Origin of the sequence: Streptomyces europaeiscabiei, assembly GCF_036346855.1 — a bacterium.
Lineage (GTDB): Bacteria > Actinomycetota > Actinomycetes > Streptomycetales > Streptomycetaceae > Streptomyces > Streptomyces europaeiscabiei.
Genome location: NZ_CP107841.1, coordinates 9,898,968 through 9,918,364, shown reverse-complemented (window position 1 = coordinate 9,918,364; position 19,397 = coordinate 9,898,968). Strand labels below are relative to the sequence as shown.

Annotated in this window: 15 protein-coding genes and 2 pseudogenes; 12 read left to right on the top strand and 5 right to left on the bottom strand. The window is 70.4% G+C overall.

Annotated elements, in window-relative coordinates; genetic code table 11:
- Nucleotides 1-50: 50 nt before the first annotated feature.
- The 3 genes from OG858_RS43065 to OG858_RS43055 are packed head-to-tail and all read right to left on the bottom strand — an operon-like array spanning nucleotide 51 to nucleotide 3,104.
- Nucleotides 51-710 (bottom strand): TetR/AcrR family transcriptional regulator, encoded by a 660-nt coding sequence (locus OG858_RS43065; protein ID WP_179201409.1) that lies wholly within the window; start codon nucleotides 708-710, stop codon nucleotides 51-53.
- Nucleotides 703-1,539 (bottom strand): fatty acid desaturase family protein, encoded by an 837-nt coding sequence (locus OG858_RS43060; RefSeq protein ID WP_086753080.1) that lies wholly within the window; start codon nucleotides 1,537-1,539, stop codon nucleotides 703-705. Before OG858_RS43060 ends, OG858_RS43065 begins: the two co-directional genes overlap by 8 nt.
- Nucleotides 1,536-3,104: a phytoene desaturase family protein gene (locus OG858_RS43055; protein WP_086753078.1), complete on the bottom strand. Its 1,569-nt coding sequence runs from the start codon at nucleotides 3,102-3,104 to the stop codon at nucleotides 1,536-1,538. Before OG858_RS43055 ends, OG858_RS43060 begins: the two co-directional genes overlap by 4 nt.
- A gap of 142 nt (nucleotides 3,105-3,246) precedes the next feature.
- Between OG858_RS43055 and OG858_RS43050 the strand changes: the two genes are divergently transcribed.
- From OG858_RS43050 to hemC, 4 genes are all read left to right on the top strand, one after another.
- Nucleotides 3,247-4,104, top strand: a complete 858-nt coding sequence (locus OG858_RS43050; protein ID WP_086753076.1) for a hypothetical protein — start codon at nucleotides 3,247-3,249, stop codon at nucleotides 4,102-4,104.
- Entirely contained in the window at nucleotides 4,104-6,584 is a 2,481-nt protein-coding gene (locus tag OG858_RS43045) for a protein kinase domain-containing protein (RefSeq protein WP_328543872.1), read from the top strand. The genes OG858_RS43050 and OG858_RS43045 overlap by 1 nt, the downstream gene beginning before the upstream one ends.
- Entirely contained in the window at nucleotides 6,584-8,827 is a 2,244-nt protein-coding gene (locus tag OG858_RS43040; RefSeq protein WP_086751226.1) for a bifunctional serine/threonine-protein kinase/ABC transporter substrate-binding protein, read from the top strand. Before OG858_RS43045 ends, OG858_RS43040 begins: the two co-directional genes overlap by 1 nt.
- A 141-nt stretch (nucleotides 8,828-8,968) precedes the next feature.
- A complete protein-coding gene (gene hemC, locus OG858_RS43035; RefSeq protein ID WP_086751225.1) occupies nucleotides 8,969-9,901 on the top strand; it encodes a hydroxymethylbilane synthase in 933 nt (310 codons plus the stop codon).
- Between the two features lie 80 nt (nucleotides 9,902-9,981).
- Here hemC and OG858_RS43030 read toward each other — a convergent pair whose 3' ends face one another.
- Nucleotides 9,982-10,512 (bottom strand): GNAT family N-acetyltransferase, encoded by a 531-nt coding sequence (locus OG858_RS43030; RefSeq protein WP_086751223.1) that lies wholly within the window; start codon nucleotides 10,510-10,512, stop codon nucleotides 9,982-9,984.
- Between the two features lie 51 nt (nucleotides 10,513-10,563).
- Here OG858_RS43030 and OG858_RS48395 point away from each other — a divergent pair.
- The 5 genes and pseudogenes from OG858_RS48395 to OG858_RS43005 form a co-directional block, all read left to right on the top strand.
- Nucleotides 10,564-10,812: pseudogene (locus OG858_RS48395) on the top strand (tyrosine-type recombinase/integrase); the annotation flags it as partial.
- A gap of 159 nt (nucleotides 10,813-10,971) precedes the next feature.
- On the top strand, nucleotides 10,972-11,172 hold the full coding sequence (locus tag OG858_RS43020) for a hypothetical protein (RefSeq protein WP_086751221.1): 201 nt from the start codon (nucleotides 10,972-10,974) through the stop codon (nucleotides 11,170-11,172).
- A 132-nt stretch (nucleotides 11,173-11,304) separates the two neighbouring features.
- A complete protein-coding gene (locus OG858_RS43015; RefSeq protein ID WP_327745553.1) occupies nucleotides 11,305-12,462 on the top strand; it encodes a tyrosine-type recombinase/integrase in 1,158 nt (385 codons plus the stop codon).
- A complete protein-coding gene (locus OG858_RS43010; RefSeq protein ID WP_328543873.1) occupies nucleotides 12,459-15,068 on the top strand; it encodes a tyrosine-type recombinase/integrase in 2,610 nt (869 codons plus the stop codon). The genes OG858_RS43015 and OG858_RS43010 overlap by 4 nt, the downstream gene beginning before the upstream one ends.
- Nucleotides 15,065-15,649 carry a DUF6262 family protein gene (locus tag OG858_RS43005; protein ID WP_328543874.1) on the top strand — a complete coding sequence of 195 codons (585 nt, stop codon included), beginning with the start codon at nucleotides 15,065-15,067 and terminating at the stop codon, nucleotides 15,647-15,649. Before OG858_RS43010 ends, OG858_RS43005 begins: the two co-directional genes overlap by 4 nt.
- Here the strand turns inward: OG858_RS43005 and OG858_RS43000 are convergent.
- Entirely contained in the window at nucleotides 15,635-16,423 is a 789-nt protein-coding gene (locus OG858_RS43000) for a GNAT family N-acetyltransferase (protein ID WP_328543875.1), read from the bottom strand. The genes OG858_RS43005 and OG858_RS43000 overlap by 15 nt on opposite strands.
- 821 nt (nucleotides 16,424-17,244) lie before the next feature.
- On the opposite strand from OG858_RS43000, the gene OG858_RS42995 reads away from it, so the two are divergent.
- From OG858_RS42995 to OG858_RS42985, 3 genes and pseudogenes are all read left to right on the top strand, one after another.
- The gene (locus OG858_RS42995) at nucleotides 17,245-17,910 is read left to right on the top strand and encodes a hypothetical protein (RefSeq protein WP_328543876.1); all 666 of its coding nucleotides are present in this window, start codon (nucleotides 17,245-17,247) and stop codon (nucleotides 17,908-17,910) included.
- Nucleotides 17,911-18,092: 182 nt separating this feature from the next.
- Nucleotides 18,093-18,689 (top strand): hypothetical protein, encoded by a 597-nt coding sequence (locus tag OG858_RS42990; RefSeq protein ID WP_330346578.1) that lies wholly within the window; start codon nucleotides 18,093-18,095, stop codon nucleotides 18,687-18,689.
- Between the two features lie 145 nt (nucleotides 18,690-18,834).
- A pseudogene (locus OG858_RS42985) lies at nucleotides 18,835-19,117 on the top strand (sulfite exporter TauE/SafE family protein); the annotation flags it as partial.
- Nucleotides 19,118-19,397 lie beyond the last annotated feature (280 nt).

Sequence of the window (19,397 nt, the reverse complement as noted above, 5' to 3'; positions counted from 1 at the left end):
CCTTCTACTCCTTCGGCACCTTCCACTCTCTCCACTTTCCACTCCTTCGGTCAGCGCACCCGGCGCGCCCGTCTCTTCAGGCGGGGTACGCGGTCGAAGATCGCGGCGAGCCGGGCTGCCTGGGCGAAGAGGGTGGCCGGGCGGGAACGGTCGCCGTCGAGGTGGGTGAGGGTTTCCATACCGAGGTAGAAGGCCACCGCGGCGCCGGCGAGTACGCGAACCCGGACGACGGACGCGAGGGGTTTGCCGCGCAGGAGGACCGTGAGCTGTTCCTCGGCCAGGTCCTCCCATTTCCGGGTTTCAAGGGCCAGTTGGGCCGCCAGCCGTGTTCCGGGTCTCGCCCCGGCGTACAGCTCCTGGACTGCGGCGATGTGCCCGGTCTCGGTGTCCTCGTCGTACAGCTCGCGCAGCCGTGCGATCGCGGGAACGGCACGGTCGATACCGGACAGTTCGGCCCGGTAGCGGTCGATGCGGGCTCCGCTGGTCCGTTCCAGCGCCGCCACCAACAGGTCGTCCAGGTCCGCGAAGTGGTAGTAGATCACTCCGGGTGCGAAGTCGCCCGCCTGGGCTATCGCCCGCGCGGTGGTCCCGCCGTAGCCGTTGCGGACCAGGCAGACGAGGGCGGCTTCCAGGACCCGGTCACGGGTGCCACGAGCACCTTGAGCGCCACGGCCGTTGCCCGTTTCGGGGGTGCCGCGGGTGTCAGACAACGCGCACCGGCCGTACTCCGTGGGCGGCGAAGTGGCCTTCGAGTCTGCGCGCCAGTTCCGGGAGGTGGTGGCTGGGCACCCGCGGGTAGAGGTGGTGCTCCAGGTGGTACGTGAGTTCCAGGAAGACGGCGGGGATGATCCTCCCGCGCAGCGTGCGGGTCTGCGTCAACGGGGTGTCTCCGTAGTCGTGGTGCGGCAGATACACCGTCAGGAGCGGGTACACCCAGCTTCCGACGATCGCCATCACCGTATAGACCAGCAGTCCCGGCGTGTACGGCAGGAGCAGCACTCCCCCGACCGGCGCGGCGAACGGGGCCACGGCCTCCGCCAGCAGCCAGCGCCGGTCCCGTCCGCGCCGGTAGGACCAGAACCAGAGGCGAACGAGGAACACGGGGCCGTGACAGATCGCGCCCAGGAGGGACAGTTCGGCGGGATGGCCCTCCGGGTCGTCGGGGTGGGGGAAGAGGCGGTGGTGCTGGGTGTGCGTGGCGCGGTAGGCGTGGCCGCTCTCCAGCAGGGCCAGTCCCATCGCGAACAGCGCCCAGTCGGTGGCGCGTGGCGACAGGCCGATCGTGCGGTGCACCACGTCGTGGGTGACGGTCACGACGGCGACGAAGATCCCGAACACGATCACGGGTGTCAGCCACCACCAGCCGAGCCACACCGCGCCGGCGAAGGCCAGCACTCCGGCGCCCGGCCGGACCAGCGCGACGATCCGCCGCCGGCGAGTGGTGACGAGCAGATCCTCGCCGAGTTCGGCCAGGGTCGGCAGACCGGGGGCCGGGGGGCTCGGTGGCCCGGCGGGTCCTGGGTTCTCGGATGCGGTCATCCCGCGCGTCTTCTCTCCTTCAGCAGTCCTTCGGCGACGATGCGGCTGCCCAGCACACAGGCGACGGTGCCGAGGCCCGGCCACGTCGAGTCGCCCACCAGCCACAGGCCGGGGCCGCCGAGGTCGTGCGGAATCGCGTGCTGGTTGGTGTTGGCCAGGCGCTGGCGTACGCCGCCGACCGCGCCCTGCGGCCGGAAGGCGAACCGTTCGTAGCTGCGGGGCGTCCCGGTCTGGGCGATCACGGCGCGTTCCCCGAGCCGGGGGTACACGCGCCGTGCGTGGGCTAGGAGTTGTTCCCCGGTCTCCTTCTTGCGTTGCTCGTACTCCGCCGGGCCGAGGTCGCGCCAGTCGACGAGGTCGGTGTGGGTGGAGATCATCACGGCGCGATGGCCGGGCGGTGCGCTGAGCGGGTCTCCGGGGGCGGACACGGAGACGAACATGTTGTTGCCGTCGCCGAGGGGACGGTCGTAGGACCGGAGCAGTTGATGGTGGGTCAGTGTCCGGTCCGCGACCTCGGATTCGGGGACTCCGAGGAAGACGACCGATGCGCCGCCGACGGCATCCGCGTCGCGTCGCAGGTATCTCCGGAGTCTGGGGGCGACGGGGAGCCCGGCGCAGATCGCCGCCGTGGTGACGGCGGGGACCGCGCTGACGATCCGGCGGGCGTGGAAGCTCCCTTGCCGGGTCGTCAACCGGTAGCCACCGGCCGCGTGTCGGATCTGCGTGACACGGCAGGCGGTCCGGAGTGAGCCGCCCAGCTCTCGGTAGCGCCCGACCAGCACGCGCCAGAAGCCGTGCATGCCGCCGTTGTGTCTGCTGAGGCCCGCGCCCCGGATGGTCACCCCGAGCGCCGCGTTGATGAGGGGGGCGTCGTCGACACCCGTGTGGACGGTGTCCTCGACGAGCATGGCGAGCAGCCCGACCAGCGCGGCGTCCGCGCGCAGGCCGTGGTCCCGCAGCGCGTCCCCCAGGGTCCGGTTCAGGTGCCGGGCGTACGGGAGTCCGGACCAGCCGACCGCCCGCAGGTCGTGGAGGGCGTCGGCGGGGCCGCGGATCGGCAGCCGTACGCCCGCCCGGCTGGCGCGCCAGAAGGTGTGCGCGAGCCGGTCGAGCAGGTCCCAGAACGCGCGATGCCGCTCGCTGTCGCCGAGCGTGCGCAGCCGTTCGGCGTGCCAGGCGGTCTGATCACGGTGGAGCACGATCTGTCGGTCCGGCAGGTGTGCCTGGTAGCCCGGTAGTTCCTGTGCGTCCAGCAGGGGAATGCCGACGCTGTCGAGGAGTTCGCCGCCGACGCCTCCGGGGCCGAAGTCGACCAGGGTGGTCGCGCCCACGTCGAAGGAGAAGCCGCGCTTGCGGTAGTAGCCGGCACAGCCGCCCGCGTGGCCGTGCGCCTCCAGCACGATCGTGGACAGACCCGCCGCCTGCAGGCGCAGCGCCGTCGCCATGCCGGCCATCCCGCCGCCGATCACCACCACGTCGGCGCGGCTGCCGGTGTGCCTGCTGGTGTGCCCCTCGCCGCAACTGTCCGTATCACGGCCCGCGTTCTGAACGTTTGTTCTGAACATCTGTTCAGAGTGGGACAGTTCTTCTTCCGCGTCAATGCTTCGGGCGTGTGCGAAGAGACTCCCGGGAACCGCTCCCGCCGGGATTGCGTACCTCTGTACGATCACCGGTCACGCACGGGGTATCGCGGTGGAGGGGACGGCGATGGACGACAAATCGGCTGGACGAAGAGGTGGTTGGCGGCTGAGGGCCGTCGCGTCGGGGGCCGCCGCCGCGGTGCTGCTGGGCGGTTGCAGCGTGGGGGCGTCAAAGCAGGCGGCCGAGCCCGGTGCCAAGGCGTCGGGGTCCCCGACACCTTCCGCTTCCGCGACCGGGCAGGTGTCGGCGGAGGGCGGGAAGCCGTCGGCGACACCGTCCATGACGCCGTTCGAGGCGGACCCGGATCGCGTGCCCCGTTCGAGGCAGCAGGGCGCCGCGCTGGCGGAGGCGGTCGCGATGCGGCCACAGGACTGGGGCGCGGGCTTCCGGGCACAACCCCTCGCCCGCAGCGCCGAAGGCACGGCCGCCGTACTGGACGAGGAGTGCCGGTGGCAGCGTCGGGCACTGCCCGACGGTGTGCTCGCCTCGCTGTCCCTCTACAGCGAACTGCCGGGCACCGGGAAGCGCGGCACGGTCAGGGTGACGGCGACGGTGACCGTGCACACCACGGTGCTCGGCGCCGACGACCATCTGTCCGAAACGCTGGAGGAGGCGCTGCGCTGCCCGGAGCAGCAGGTGCGCGCCGACGAGCGGATCGCGAAGTTGATGTCCGTGGGCACCCCCCGCGGCATACGCGACAACAACTACGCCGATGACTCGATCCTGGAGGACGGCGTCTATCTGACCGCCGGCGGCGAGGCCATGTACCGGTGGATGGTCACTCGGCTCGGCCAGGTGACCGTAGCGGTGTCGCTGAAGGGCGCCGAGGGATACACCGTCAAAGAGTTGGAGCCGTACGTGACCCGTGGCACCGTCACCATGCTCGACCGGGTGGCATACGAGCTGGGCGGAGGCGAGGGCTGATGGAGCGGCTGCGTTCCTCCGATCCCGCGCGGATCGCCGACCACCGTCTGCTCGGCCGGCTCGGCGCCGGCGGCATGGGCGTCGTGTATCTCGCGCGCACGTCGGCCGGCTCGCTGGTGGCGCTCAAGGTGCTGGCGGCGGAGTACGCCGAGGACGCGGGTTTCCGGGGACGGTTCCGGCGTGAGGTCGAGGTCGCCCGGCGCATCAGCAGCCCGTGGGCGGTGCCGCTGGTGGACGCCGACGCGGACGCGGAGGCGCCCTGGCTGGCGACGGCGTACGTACCCGGTCCGTCCCTCGCCGAGGCGGTGGCCGCGCACGGGCCGCTCACCGAGCACGGGCTGCGGATCCTCGGGGGCCGGCTGGCGCTGGCGCTGGGCGAGGTCCACCGGGCGGGGCTGGTCCACCGGGACCTCAAGCCGGGCAACGTCCTGCTCGCGCCGGACGGGCCCCGGCTCATCGACTTCGGAATAGCCAGGGCGCCCGAGGACACCTCGCTCACGGCGACGGGGTTCGTGGTCGGCACGCCCGGCTATCTCTCGCCGGAGCAGGCCGAAGGGCGTGGCGGTCAGACCATCGGCGCGCCCAGCGACGTGTTCTCCCTCGGCTGTGTCCTGGCGTTCGCGGCGACGGGCCGCCCGCCGTTCGGCGCGGGGGCACTCGACGCGCTCCTCTACCGGGCCGTGCACGACCCGGCCGACCTCGACGGTGTCCCGGCCGCGCTGGTTGACCTGCTGTCCCGCTGCCTGGAGAAGGACCCGGTTCGCCGACCCGAGGTGGAGGAGGTCGTACGGGAGTTGCTGCCCGGAGACTCCGCGGAGGGCGGAGTCTCCGGGGAGGGGATGGAGAGTTCGGCTCCCGGAGGGGCGGCGGACGGCCCGGACGCAGGGTCCGGTGAGACACCCGCCGAGACGCCTGCCGAGGCCGCGGACGACGAGGGGGGCACGGCCGCCGAGGGCGCGGACGACGAGGCCGAGGTCCGCGATACCGAAGTCCGCGAGACGCCGGCCGAGCCCGCCGACGCGCCTGGCACCGTCCCCGCCTCCTGGCTCCCCGAGGAGGTCATCAGGCTGATCGCCCGGCGTTCGACCGAAGCGCTCGCGCTGCCGGACATCGACCACACCGAGATCTCGGCCGACCCCCCGCCCGCGGGCACCGCCCCGGGCGGCGGGTCCCCGAAGGGGAGCGGTCCGCGGCGCTCCGCCTCCGACGACGACACCGCGTCCCCGGCGTCCGGCACCGACGACACCCGGCCCACGGCGGCCACCGACCCGCCCGAAGCGCCGGCGAGGCGTCGCATCCTGCTCGCCGGCGCGGGCGCGCTCCTCGCCGCAGGGGGCGCCACGACCTGGTGGGCCCTGGGCAGGGACGACGGCTCGGGCGCCAAGAAGCCGGCCGTCGCCTCCCGGCGCCCCGCCTACACCGTCGCGCTGCACGGCGACCTCAGCGGCGACCAGCGCGCCACCGGCAAGGCCCAGGAACGCGGACTGCGGCTGGCCGTCGAGGAGTTCAACGCGCGACGCGACGCCCCCTTCCAGGTGGACGTGCGGGCCGTGGACGACGCCGGCGACCCGGCCGAATCGGCCCGGCTCGCGAAGCGACTCGCCGATGACCCTTCCGTCCTCGCCGTGGTCGGCCCGACCACGGACGCGACCGCCATGTCCGCGCTGGTCGCGTACGACGCCGCCCTCCTGCCCGTACTCGCGGTGTCCCCCGGCGCCATCGCCCTCGTCGTGCAGGGCTTCCGCTCGTTCCTGCACACACGGCTGCCCGACTCTGTGCTACCCGTCTACCTCGACGCGGTCCTGCGGAGCACCCGCCCGCGCAGGATCGGTCTGGTCGTCGACCGGGCCGCCGACGACTACGGCGCTGAGGTCAGCAGCAGCTTGAGCAGGCAACTGCACACGGCCGGGCAGCCGTTCCTGCCCCGCGTGGTCAGCACCCTGCGGTCCGGCTTCGGGGACACGGTGGACGATCTCTTGGCCGTCGGCACCGACTCCTTCGCCTTCGCCGGTCTGCCCGACCGGGGCGCGTCGTTCGCCCGGACGCTCAGCGAGCGCGGCTTCTCCGGTGCCCGCGCCTCCGGACCGGCCCTGCTCGACCCGCGTTTCCTCACGGCCGCGAAGGAGGCCGCCGAGGGGTGGACGATCGTCGCACCGGTCGTCGACCCGACGGACATCCCCGAGGCGAAGGCGTTCGTGAGCGCCTACCGGAAGCGGTGGAAGAAGGCGCCGCCCCGGTACGCGGCGGAGGCCTACGACGTGACCTCCATGGTGCTCAAGTCGCTCGGGGACCTCCCGTCCAAGAGCCGTACCCGCGAGGAACTGCTCACCGCGCTGCGGGCCGCCAAGTACCAGGGCGTCACCAGGACGTACGGGTTCCAGAAGAACGGCCTGCCGACCATCGACGGCACCGGCGCCTACCTCTGGCGTGTCGAGGACGGGGCGTTCGTGTACGGCGGCCCCGCGCCGTTGACAGCCTGATGGAGCCGCTGCGTACCACCGATCCGTCGCGGCTGGGCGACTACCGCCTGCTGCGACGGCTCGGTGCCGGAGGCATGGGCGTCGTCTTCCTGGCCCGCGCACCGGGCGGGGCCTTCGCCGCGGTCAAGGTCGTACGGGCGTCCTACGCGGACGACGCGGGGTTCCGGGCCCGGTTCCGCCGGGAGATCGAGGTGGCCCGGCAGGTGGACAGCCCCTGGGTGGTCCCGTTGCTGGGCGCGGACGCCGACGCGGAGGATCCGTGGCTGGCGACCGCGTTCGTACCGGGTCCCTCGCTCACGGAGGCGCTGGAGGATCACGGGCCGTGGTCGCCGGCGTCCGTGTGCGTGCTGGGGCTGCGGCTCGCCGAGGCACTGGACGCCGTCCACCGGGCGGGGCTGGTGCACCGCGACGTGAAGCCGGGCAACCTGTTGCTGGCCCCGGACGGTCCGCGCCTGATCGACTTCGGTATCGCGCGCACGCCGGAGGGTACGGCGCTCACGTCCACCGGCGTCATCGTGGGCTCGCCCGGTTTCCTGTCGCCCGAGCAGGCCCGGGCGCGCGGCGCGGGGGTCGGCCCGCCCAGCGATGTCTTCTCGCTGGGCTGCGTCCTGGCCTTCGCCGCGACCGGCGTACGGCCGTTCGGCGGCGGCGCGGCCGCCGGGATGCTGTTGCGCACGGTCTACGACGATCCGGAGCTGGCCGGCCTCCCGGCGGCGCTGGAACCGGTCGTACGGGCGTGCCTGGACAAGGACCCGGCGCGGCGGCCGACCGCCGTCGAGGTCGGTGCGGCGCTCGACGCGGCCGTGCCCGCCGACCGGGAGCGGTGGCTGCCGGAGCCGGTGACCCGGCTGATCGCGGACCGGTCCGCGATCGTGCTCGCCATGGGCGCGATCGAACCGACCCGGGTGTCGGCACCGGCCTCGACCGCGCGTGGGGACGCCGTCGCGGTCACGAAGGGTCCGATGGGCTCGGACGCGGTGACGGTGACGTCCCTGAAGCGGCCGGAAGCCGTGCCCCCGGGCGCGAGCCGCCGCCGGTTCCTGGCGCTCGGCTCCACGGGGGCGGCGGGGGTGCTGGCGGCCGGCGGCGGAGCCTGGTGGTGGAGCAACCGTGGCGGCAGGAAGGCCGGCGCGGGCGCCTCACCGTCGTCCGCCCCACGCACCGAACTCGCCGTGGCCTTCCAGGGCGACCTCTCCAGCGCGACCGGCGAGGTCGGGCGGGCCCAGCTCAACGGCGCCCGGCTGGCCGTGGCGCGCGTCAACGCCGACGCCGACCGGCCGTTGCGGCTGAAACTTCGGGCGTACGACGACGGGGGCGAGCCCGACCGGACCCTGGACCGGGCCCGACGGCTCGTGGCGGACAAGCGGGTCCTCGCGGTGCTGGGGCCCACCTCGGACGACTGCTTCCTCGCCACGGAGACCACGTACACCAAGGCCGTGCTGCCCGTGGTCACCGTTTCGGTGGGGGTGACGGCGCAGGTCAGGGAGGCCGGCCTGTCCACACTGCGTTCGCATGCACAACTGTCGCCGACCGATGAGTTGCTCGCCGCCCCGTGCAACGTCTATCTCTCGGGCAAGGTCGACGCCCGCAAGGTGTTCCTGGTCGACGACCGGGCCGAGGGCGACTTCGCCTGGGCCCTCTGCAACTTCATCCAGCGGGCACTGGGCCGTGACGGGAGGGACACGAGCGTCACGAGTGTCGCCGCAGGCAAGTTCGACGCCACCGCGCTCGCCACGAAGGTCGTCACGGATCGCGCGGACGCGGTCGTGTTCAGCGGGGGCCAGGAGCGGGCGGGTGCCTTCGCGGCGGCGCTGCGCGGGGCCGGGTTCTCCGGGGCCCGGGTCGCGACCCAACGGGCCTTCGGCACACGGTTCTTGAAGAGCGCGGGCCCGGCAGCCGACGGCTGGGTGTTCGCCACCACCTTCATCGATCCGACGGCCGCCCCGGCGGCCCGCGCGTTCACCAAGGCGTACGAGGCACGGTACGGGGAGCGTCCAGGCTGGTACGCGGCGGAGGCGTACGACGCGGTGTTGTTCCTGGCCGAGGTGTGCGCGAGCGGGGACTCGCCCCTGACGGAACGCGGGGCGATCGTACGTCGTATGCGCGAGGTGGCCTACAAGGGCATCAGCCGGACCGTCGCGTACACCTCGGCCAACGGATACAACCACGACGCGCTGTTCCTGTTCCGTGTGGTCGACCGGGAGTTCGACTTTCTCGGGCAGTACCAGCAGGCGGATGTGTGAGACCGGTCGCCGAGGCCGACCGTTCGGGCTGGTCGTCCCGGATGGTCGTCGAGGGTGGAGCCCGGCCGGGATCAGGACCCGGGTCAGGACCGGGGTCGAGGGTGGTCAACGGGGCCGGGCCCGAGGGGCTATCGTGCCTTCATGTCGCAGGACCTGATTCGCATCGTTTCCCGAGACTCGCCCATGGCTCTGGCCCAGGTGGAGCGTGTACGCGCCGAGCTCGCCGTGCTCCACCCGGCGCTGCGCACCGAAGTGATCCCCGTGAAGACGACCGGGGACAAGTGGATGGGCGATCTCTCCCAGGTCGAGGGCAAGGGGGCGTTCACCAAGGAGGTCGACGCCGCGCTCGTCGCGGGCGAGGCGGACCTCGCCGTGCACTGTGTGAAGGACATTCCCGCCGACCGGCCCCTCCCGGCCGGCACGATGTTCGCCGCGTTCCTGAAGCGGGACGACATCCGTGACGCGCTCGTGGACCCCGCCGGGCGCACCCTGGACGAGCTGCCCGCCGGGACTCGTATCGGCACCTCCTCCGTACGGCGTACGGCGCAACTCGCCGCTTCCCACCCGCACTTGGAGTGCGTGCCGTTCCGGGGCAACGCCAACCGCCGTCTGGAGAAGCTCGCCGCCGGCGAGGCGGACGCGCTGCTGCTGGCCGTCTCCGGGCTGGAGCGGATCGGCCGCGCGGACGTGATCAGCGAGATCCTGTCCGTCGAGACGATGATGCCGCCGATCGGCGCGGGCGTCCTGGCGCTCCAGTGCCGGGAAGGCGACGACCTCACCATCGACACCGTCAGCGGCCTCGGCGACCCTGACACCCACCGCGAAACCCTCGCCGAGCGGATGTTCCTGCACGTCCTCCAGGGCCACTGCAACAGCCCCATCGCCGGGTTCGCCCGCACGGACCGCAGCGGCGAACTCTCCCTCCGCGCCTCCGTGTTCACCCCCGACGGCAAGACGGTCATCAACGCCCACGAATGGGCCGGCCGTCTCGACCCCGCGACCCTGGGCACCTCCGTCGCCGTCGCCCTGCTCCGCCAGGGCGCCCGGGATCTCATCGACGGCATCGCCCACTGACCCGCGCCCGGGCCTGCCGGATCGACCGGTGGTCGATCACGGCACCCGGCGACAACCGTCGGTGGTTCCTGGCCGCACGGTCAGTCGACGCGCCTGGCCAGTACCTGGCCCGGCCAGGTGCCGGAGAGGAAGCGGTCGGTGGGGATGAAGCCGTTGCGTTCGTAGAACGCGACGAGGTCACCGCCGCCGCCCGCCCAGCAGTCGACCCGCAGGAGCCGTACGTCGGCCCGGCGGGTCTCCTCGGCGGCGTGGGCCAGCAGGGCCGCCCCGATGCCCCGACCGGCGTGGCGGCGGTCGGAGACCAGCAGCCGGACGTACCTCTCGGGTTCCCCGGCCGGTGCGATCGGCATCTGGGGGCTGGGGCCGGAGTCCAGCACCAGGGCGCCGACGGGTGTTCCGTCCAGCTCCGCGATGTACGGGGTGTTCTCGGTCGTGTACCGCTCGACCCGTGCCACCCCGTCGGGCCGCCGTGAGTACGGGATCGTGCCCCACTGCTCGGTGTTGCCGCGCTCGTTCATCCAGGCCACCGCCGCGTCGAGCATGCCGAGGATGGCCGGAGCGTCGGCCGGAGCGCCGGCTCTGATCCGTATTCCGTGGAGGGTGTCGGTCACGTCGGCAGCCTACCGAACTGGAGTACGCACGGGTTCCTGGCTGGTCATCACGGGCTGTATCTGCCGGGGCCGGTGCCGCGGTTGTTCCCGCATCTGCTGCGGCATGCGTGCGCGACCCACAACTACGAGCGCGGGATGACGTTGTGGGAGGTACAACGAATGCTCGGACATGTCTGGACGACTACGACGGTCAACTACCTGGCGACGGCCCAGGCTGATCCCGAGCAGGCGGACCGCTGGAGGTCGTCGGCGACGCGGGCCGGGCAGCGGCTGATCGCGGACAGGGGGAGCTTGCGGTGAAGTGGAATCTGCGCTGGGCGGCAGCCAAGCGCGACATCTGACGACCGGTCGATCTGCAGGCGGCGCTCGCGAAGGCGGGGTTCACGCCGTCGCTGAGCAAGGTCGCCGCCTTGTGAACACATCCACACCGTCCACCACGACGAGCTGAGCACCGGCCTTGTGGCCGACTGGCTGCGCGAACGCCGACGGCGCTGGCCCGAGGCCACCAACCCGCATCTGCTGATCACTTCCCGGACCTACCGGCACCCGGCATCCCCACCGATCAGCTACTGCGCGCGCAGGGCCACCTTCGACCAGATCGGACTGCTGCCCCGCCAGGTGTGGGCCGACCGCATCCTCTACTTTACCGACCGTGGGTAGTGCCGCCCATGATGTCCGTCTGGACCTGTGACGTTGGCGTCATGGGCTCGTTTACCGACCGGGACCGGGACGTCTGTCATGTTCCGGAGTCGGTACGGAGGACGAGTGGTACGGCACGTGGTGGTCGGGGACTTGAGGGTCCAGCCGATCGAGCGGAAGGATGGACGGCGGTCGTGGACGATCGTCTGGCCCGAGGGCACGGTCCACAAGGAGGCGGACCGGTTCCTGCGTGTCCATGACGGTTCGGGCACGCAGAGGACGTACGCGTACTTGCTGGTGGACCACCTGCGGTGGTTGGAGCGCGAGTGCCTGGCCTTCGACAAGGTCGTGCTGCGGGATCTTGAGCGATACATGGGCGTCGTCGGCGCCGAGATCCGGATGCCGCTCGGAGAACCGTGGCGGGTCGGCAAGCGCCCCTACGGCCGCTCCGCTCTGTCGACCGCGGCGGCCTGCTTGAAGGGCTTCTACCTGCACCAGGCATCCCTCGGCGTCAACGGCGAACTCGGCAAGAAGCTCGACACGTCCCGGCTGCCGTCGCGAGTGGACCGGCGTCGTTCCTTCCTCGGACACGTGAAGTCCGCGCTGCCCGCCAACCCGCTCGCGCCGAAGGGCCCGCACCGACGGCACCCAAAGATGCTCCCCGAGGGAGCCCGGGAGAGGCTCCTGACGGTGGTGAACTCGGCCCGGGACCGATTGGTGGTCACCTGGCTCGCGGACGGAGGCTTGAGGATCGGCGAGCTCTGCGGGCTCCACCTGGTCGACCTGCACCTGCGCGAGAACGCGGCCTGCGGCGAATGCCGCACCCCCCACGTCCACATCTGCCACCGGCCCGGCAACCCGAACCGGGCCGAGGCGAAGACCAAGCACCCGTGGCGCCTCGAGGGCGGGACGGTGACCGGCGGGCTGATCAAGCGGGTCAGCCCGGCGATGGTGCACACCTACTTCGAGTACCTCACCGGCGGCGAGTATCCGCGCGGGCAGGCCGGGCACGGGATGCTCCTCGTCCAGCTGCGCGGCGCGAACACCGGGCATCCGTGGGCGCCGGTCGCGGCCCGCCGGATGCTTGGCCGGGCTGGGAAACGCGCCGGTCTGGGACTTGTGAAGCCCCATGCCTTCCGGCATTCCTTTACCTCGGCCGTTCTCGACGCCGCCCACGGCAATCTGCTGATCGCCCGGGACGCCGGCGGCTGGGCCTCGGCCACGATGGTCGACGAGATCTACGGGCACGTCGACGTCCACGACCCGGACTTCGACGCCGCGCTCCGTACGGTCTGGGGGGAGAGGAAGTGACCGCGACCTCTCTGCTGCCGCTCCACACCGACCGTCCGGATCGCGAAGGCCGGGACCGATTGGAGATTCTGAGCGCGCTGATCAACGGGCCGAGCTTCGACCCCCTGTATCGGGCGGACATCATTCAGATCCCGCCAGAGCACCCGGTCTACTCCTGGGCGTGTCTGGTAAACGGATGCGAACGGTGGCGGACGTCCACCAGGGATCTTTGCTCGGTCCACAACGAGCAGTGGCGCGTTGAACGCGCCCGCGGTGGCACGAAAGGTGAGTTCCTGCGCACCGCCCGGCCCTTGGCTCTCGCCGAGAGAGCTCACGAGATCACCTGCCGGATCTGTCTGGTCCGGCCTGCTCAGAGTGCCGGCACTCATCTCTGCTACCGCCATCAGCGGCGCTGGCACGCTCACAGGACCGCCCACGGTGTTGATACTGGGTTCGATCAGTGGCTGGGCGACCAGGAACCCCTCACGGGTTACGGGCGATGTCAGGTCGTGGTCTGCCGCGATCTTGCGCACGCGCCGACGGGGCTATGCGTGTGGCACGAGGAGCGTTACCGGTCACACGGCAGTCCCGGAGGAGTATCGCTGCCGGAGCAGTGGTGGTCACGCTACGAGCAGAATGGGCGGCCGGTCCCCGTCGCATACGTTGACCTCGCGGAGTTCCGGCGATGGTGCGCGACAGCTACTCCGGTGCCACGCCCGGGACAAATCAATCTGCTCGGGCTCAGGCCGCTGGCCAAGGCTGAGGTCCAGTGGAGCCTGTTTGCTCACGCCCAGCAACAGCGTGCCAAGTGGGAACTGCCCTGGGTTCAGGACCTGATCAACTCATGCCGCGGCCACGAACTGAGCTCCCTCACCGACCTGAGCATCGGAGGAGAGCGCCGGTCGACGGGCCTGGTGGCCCGCGAGATGTCCAACACGCTCCGGTTGGTCTACTTCGCTCCGGCTGACACCCGGGAAGCAGGGTTCATCGAGACCGAGCACTTCGGGATTCGCATTCCGCACCGGCGCGGCCACTTCGACCTGACTGGGGTGTCTCAACGCTGGCTGCGTGATCTCTTGTGGGACTACCTGGCTGCCCTGATGCGCTCCCCACAGTGCCCTCGCAGCAGGAGCCCGTTCGACCAGATCCGCCGGGCGATCACCGAGCTGAGCGCATTTCTTGAGGTCGACGCACCCGGCGGGGGCCATGATCCCTCCCTGCTGCGCGAAGAGCACATGACGCGGTTCGTTGCTGACCAGCGGCACCGTGAACGCAACGGCCTGCCGTCCTTGGTGATGAAACGCGCCGATGGAACACCGTCGATCGTCACCACGAACACGCGCAGACCCGTCTTCAACTACACCCGCAAGCTCCTGCGCGAGGCGCTGGAGTCCGGACAGGTGCACGATCTGGGGCTTGGCCACGCTTTTGTTGCCGCCATGCCGGCTGCCGGTGGGGAAGCGCCGCGACCCTCTCGCCGCCCGTTCCCCGACGACGTCGCACGTGCTCTTGCCGATGAGAGCAACTTGGCTCAACTCGCGGAGACTTATGACCCGCTGGACCAGGGCATGAGGGACATCTGGGAGACGATCATCATCACCGGCCGCCGCAGCGGTGAGGTCCTGAAGGTGCCGCTGGACTGCATCGGCAGGTATGGCGGACTGGCGATGTTCTGGCACGATCAGACCAAGGTCGGCAACTACGACGTCGCCATTCGCATCCCCGACTACCTCTACAAGGTGCTCGCCGAGCGTCAGCGAAAGACTCTGGCCCGGTTCGCAGCCCGGCACGGCCGCCAGCCCACCCGGTCGGAACGGACCCGTATGGCTCTCTTCCCCACCCGGGTCCGCAACCTCGGTGGGGAGGAATCCCTCACCTATAGCTGGTTCCACCGCGGCTTCCGCCGCTGGCTGGGACAGCTTGACCTCGGCCAGTACGTTCCGCACCAGGCCCGGCATACTCTGGCCACCAGCCTGCTGCGGGCCGGGGCCACCTTGACGCACATCCGCCGCTACCTCGGTCAGGTCTCCGACCGCATGGCCGAGCACTATGTCCACCTGACCAGCTCTGATCTGGAGGACGTGCTGCAGCGCGTCTGGGTCGCCGGCCCGGGCACCGCCCAACCTGGTGAACTCCTCGCTGGGGAGGCCACCCCGCTCACCCGCGAACAGGCCCAGGCCATGGCCATCGATCTGTCCCGCCGCAGTACCCCGGCCGAGGGCGGCTTCTGCACCTTCCAGCCCGTCGTCGACGGCGGTGCCTGTCCGTGGAACCTGGACTGCCACAACTGCGACAAGTTCGTCCTGTCCGGCGCCGACCTTCTCTACTGGCGCCGCAAACGCGAGCAGTGGCGGCTGCTGGCCGAAGGTGCCCCGGACGACGCGACCGCCGACTACCTCCACCAGTACTTCGAGCCCACCGCCCGCGCCATCGACGGCCTGGAGAAGGCCCTGTCCGGCCTCGGCCTTCTCGATGACGCCCTCGCCCTAGACCTGCGCAAACCCCAGGACTACTTCCACCGCGTGTGGTCCACCGCCTTCCGCGCCACCGACCTCGCCGCTGGACACGACGAGGGCGAGTACAGCGACGAGTACACAACGGCCGACGACGAGGAAGCACGCAGATGAACCCCGCCACCGTCCCGGAACCTCGCACAGCCGCCGCCCTGGCGGCCCGCCGTCGCAGAGCAGAGGCCGCCCTCCAGCGGGTTCACGAGGCCATCGCTCGGATCCGGCGGGAGAAGGCCCAGGTCAGCGTCGCCGCCGTCGCCCGCCGCGCGGACGTCTCGCGCACCTTCCTCTACGACAATCCCGAGGCCAGGACCGCGGTCGCCACCGCCATGGCCAAGACCGGCGAACGCCGGTCCCAGATGCTCGCCGACCAGGACAACGAGCACGAGGCGACCTGGCGTCAACGCGCGCTGAACGCCGAGGACGCCCTCAACGCCGCCCACGCTGAGATCCTCACCCAGCGCACCCACATCGGCAAACTCCTCGGCCAGATCCGCGACTTGCAGGCCGAGTGGACAGAGGAGGCGATCCAGCGGATCACCACCGAGAACACCACACTCAAGCAACGGGTCCGCCAGCTCACCACCGACAACCGCACTCTCGACGAACGACTCAAAGCCGCGCGCTCAAATCTCCGCTTCCAGGACCGACGCGTCGCCGACCTCGAAGCCCAGATCGCCGACTCAACGGTGCGTTGAATCAGCTCGGTCGAGTTCAGATGGCGGCTCACCGGCCAAGGCTGGCGGGCCGCCGTCGCCGAGGCGAATGCTGAGCTGGGAACCCAGCTCCTGGAAGCCCAGCGCAAGCGCCACACGCCTTGACGGATACGGCCGTGCTCTCCATTGCGGAAGCAGCCCGGCGTCCAGTGCATGGGCCACCGCCGCAGACGCCACGACCCGCGCCAGCCCCCGGCCTTGATGGTCCGGTTCAACCAACACACTGAGGTGAGCCACCGACCGAGGCCAAGCTTGGTAGCCGGCCGCGGCAACCACCTTGTCACCGTCACGGAGGACGAATGCGGGAGACGTGATGTCCTCCAAGCCGCTTTCGCCGGCGTCCTCTTCACCAGCGCGGGCCAGGAGCTCGGCCAGCTCATCGTCGCCGCACGTCACCTTCTCGACAGCGGCGCCTCCTTGCACAGGAAAGAAGTCGGCGCGGTCGAGATAGAGGAGGGACGCGGGCCCAAGTACGTCGAGGACGGGCAACACTTCACGCAAGCGACCCTCGTCGACGAGCTCCTCATTGGACAGCTTCCTTGAAGCGCCCGCCATCAGCTCGGCGACCTGCACGCTCGGCACGGTGACGATGCTGGCGCCGCCGAGGACCACGACCCCCGTCCACAACGGCGGACACAACTGCGAGGCAGGCGAGACCACAATGTTCGCCCCCTCTGAGGAGGAGAACTTCACTGGCGTCACCGCCAGCTCACTCCATAGCTCCCGGGCCCGGCCAAGCAAGAGATTGCTAGTCATGGCCGTATCGTGTCCGACCCCACGCCCCCTGGGCGACTGGTTTGCAACGGGACGGGGGCCCAGGCACCCCCGGCGCTGCGAGCCTCGCGCACCGTGCTCCCGCTCGCGGCACGACGACCACACGAACGAGCGACAACAACGATCCCAACTCGCCGACACGGACATGTAGTCTATGAATCGTCGCAGTTCAGAGCCGGTATCCGAGCTCCCGCGGTCGGTAAACTCTACGAGGCCCAGCAGACCGCCGACCCAGTGCACCTCGTCCGGCTGTTCGGCATTCACCCCGGCGTCGCGGTGAAATACGTACAGACCGCGCACCCGGACAAGGCCCTGCCACGCATCCGCTGACCGGGCGACACCCGCCCCGTCGCCTGCTCACGGTGGAACACCTTCGACCATGTCCTCGACCTGGTCCCTGCCGGAGCCGATGCTCGCCACCCCCACACCCGACTGCGTACTCCATCCGGAACACGCGGCGGAACCGTAGTGGGACGGCTACCGGGCACTGCTGGGAGGTGGCCCGGCGGCCGGATCCTGATCCGTTCCCGCCCCGGTGGAGGCCTGATGGCGGCCTTTCCCGAGATCGTCGCTGCGGCCTCGCCGTTCCCGACGACACCGCGTTCGAGGGGGAAACCGGTGGTGCGGGAGGGCGGCCAACCAGCCCATTAAAAGTGGGCAAACATTGCGAAATCACGTTTCTGACGGTCATTCACAACGGGAGCATGATCTTCCATGCCGAGAGATGATGTTGTAAAGATATAGTCGAACGCCTGCACCCGGCCGGGGGAGGAATCGGCCGGAAGTCGATGAGGGGCAAACGCGTGCAGGTACTCCTCCAGCGGAGCGCGAGAAAAATCTTCACGGTCATGGCCATGGCCGGCGCCCTGTTTGTCGGCGCTGTGCTGACCGCCCAGGCGGCGAGCTTCGACAACATGCACAAGGCCGACAACACGTACTGGGACTGTGAGGACGACGGCTATTGCTGTCGGACCGACAACGGCTACCCGACTTTCGGCATCGAGGCGGGCATGACCACCGCCGACGACAACGATGTGCGCGAAGTGCTTGGGGATGAGTACGGGCCCACCGATCTCGAACGGCACGAGCACACGGGCAGTGAAATGCAGTACGACGGCTCGTCCGAGACGGACATCATCTTCGACTGGAACGACCCGAGTCTTGCCGCCGGTGTCAATGGCGTGACCTGGTGCAATGACGCCGCGAGCGAGTACGAGTGCGACCAGCACCACATCAGCTTCGACAACATGGGTGGCGGGTCGGCGAACCCCTGGAAGGCCGTTGTCTGCCACGAAACCGGGCATGCCGTCGGCCTCACCCACGGGGGCGAGGCCTCACCCGCGCAAAGTTATGCGGACAGCGACCTGGGCTGCATGCGCACGGGTGGCTCCGCTGAGCAGTTGATTTCCTGGACGAATCTCGGGTCGCACAACGTCGGCCAGATCAACGATGTCTACGTCAAGCCGTGACCGGCCCTGCTGCGGGCACCGATTCTGCCGGGCGGCCGTCGAGGCGTCGGGCTGTACCAGACCACATGAGGGAAAGCCGTTTCATGTTTCGTGTGAAGAGTGACCAGTCCGCTGCGGGCCGGCGGTGGCTGCCCGTGACCCGGCGCGGGCGCTTGACTGCTCTTGCTGTCGCGGTGGCTGCCGTGGCCGGTGGGACGTTCGCCGGTGTCGCCACCGCCAATGGCGGTGGCGAGGGGCCGCCGGCGGTCGCGGCCCACATGTTGGCGGGGTTCCCGACCCTGACCGCGTCCGACTGGGTCACGCACGGCGACCACGCCGTCGTGATCGAGATGGCGCCCGGCAGCGAACGCAGGGGTGCGCTGCCAAAGGACAAGAAGGACAACGGTGAAGGGCACATCCCGCGCACCGCGACGATGAAGGTCGATCAGGTTCTGTGGTCCAAGCCCGGTGCCGAGGCCGCGCCAAAGACCTACCCGGTCGAGCTCCTGGGCTGGTGGTGGGAGGGCGGCAGCGAGCGGGAGTTCGCCTGGCAGGGCGAGCCCCGCTACGAGGAGGGCCACAAGTACATCGCCCTGCTGGTGAAGGGCGATGACGGCAAGTGGGGCGCCACCTCGCACGCGATGCCCTACGACGACGGGAAGGTCGGCACCGGCGAGAGCGCCGGGAAGACCAGCACCGGCGAGAACGCCGGTGGACTTCAGGGCCTGGAGAAGAAAGCCCACGGCAAGAACGCGGCCGTGGTGAAGCAGCTCCTGGAAGCGGCCCAGCCGGCGAAGTAGCCGCACACGCTGATATCGGCCCCTGCGGCGGGGAACACTTCGCGACCCGCCGCACTACTCCGAAGTGATCGAGGTGCCTTGGGTGTCGCAGTCGTTACTGACCTTGGAGTCATAGCGTCTGCGGATCGACAACTGGCGGCTTCTGGGCTCACTGATACGACACCCCATCCTCGCCGCGCGCGGCATGCCCATGGCCCGCGTCGCAACGGCCACGCTCGCCGCGACCTTCACCACCTCCGTCTCCGGGGGCCGCCGCCCACCCGGCACTGGCCCAGGCCGGCCCCGGCCCCATCGCACCCGACTGGCGGCTGGGCCTCGGCGGCCTCATCGACGGCTGCCTCGGCTCCCGCCTCCAGCCCCACCTGCCCGAAACCGCGCTCCGCCTCCTGCTCCGTACCCTCGCTGCCATGTACGCCGCCCAGAACCTGTACCGACCTGCACAGGAACTCAGCAGGACGCGACGGCGACCTCCAGCCACGGGAGCGGGCCGTTGCCAAGGCGGGAATTGCTGGTCCTGTCGGGCCGAGGGTGCCGTAACGTGCGCCAGCATCGGCCGGTAGGAAGCCGGTAGGAAGGAGACGGCTTCGGGTTCTTGTCGAACCCTGCGCCCACAACGACCGCCGACATCAGCCACCGCTCCACCGAACCCGCACGCCACTGCCACCCAGGGCGGCAACCACGGTCCGGTTCAAGGCTCAAAGCTCAAAG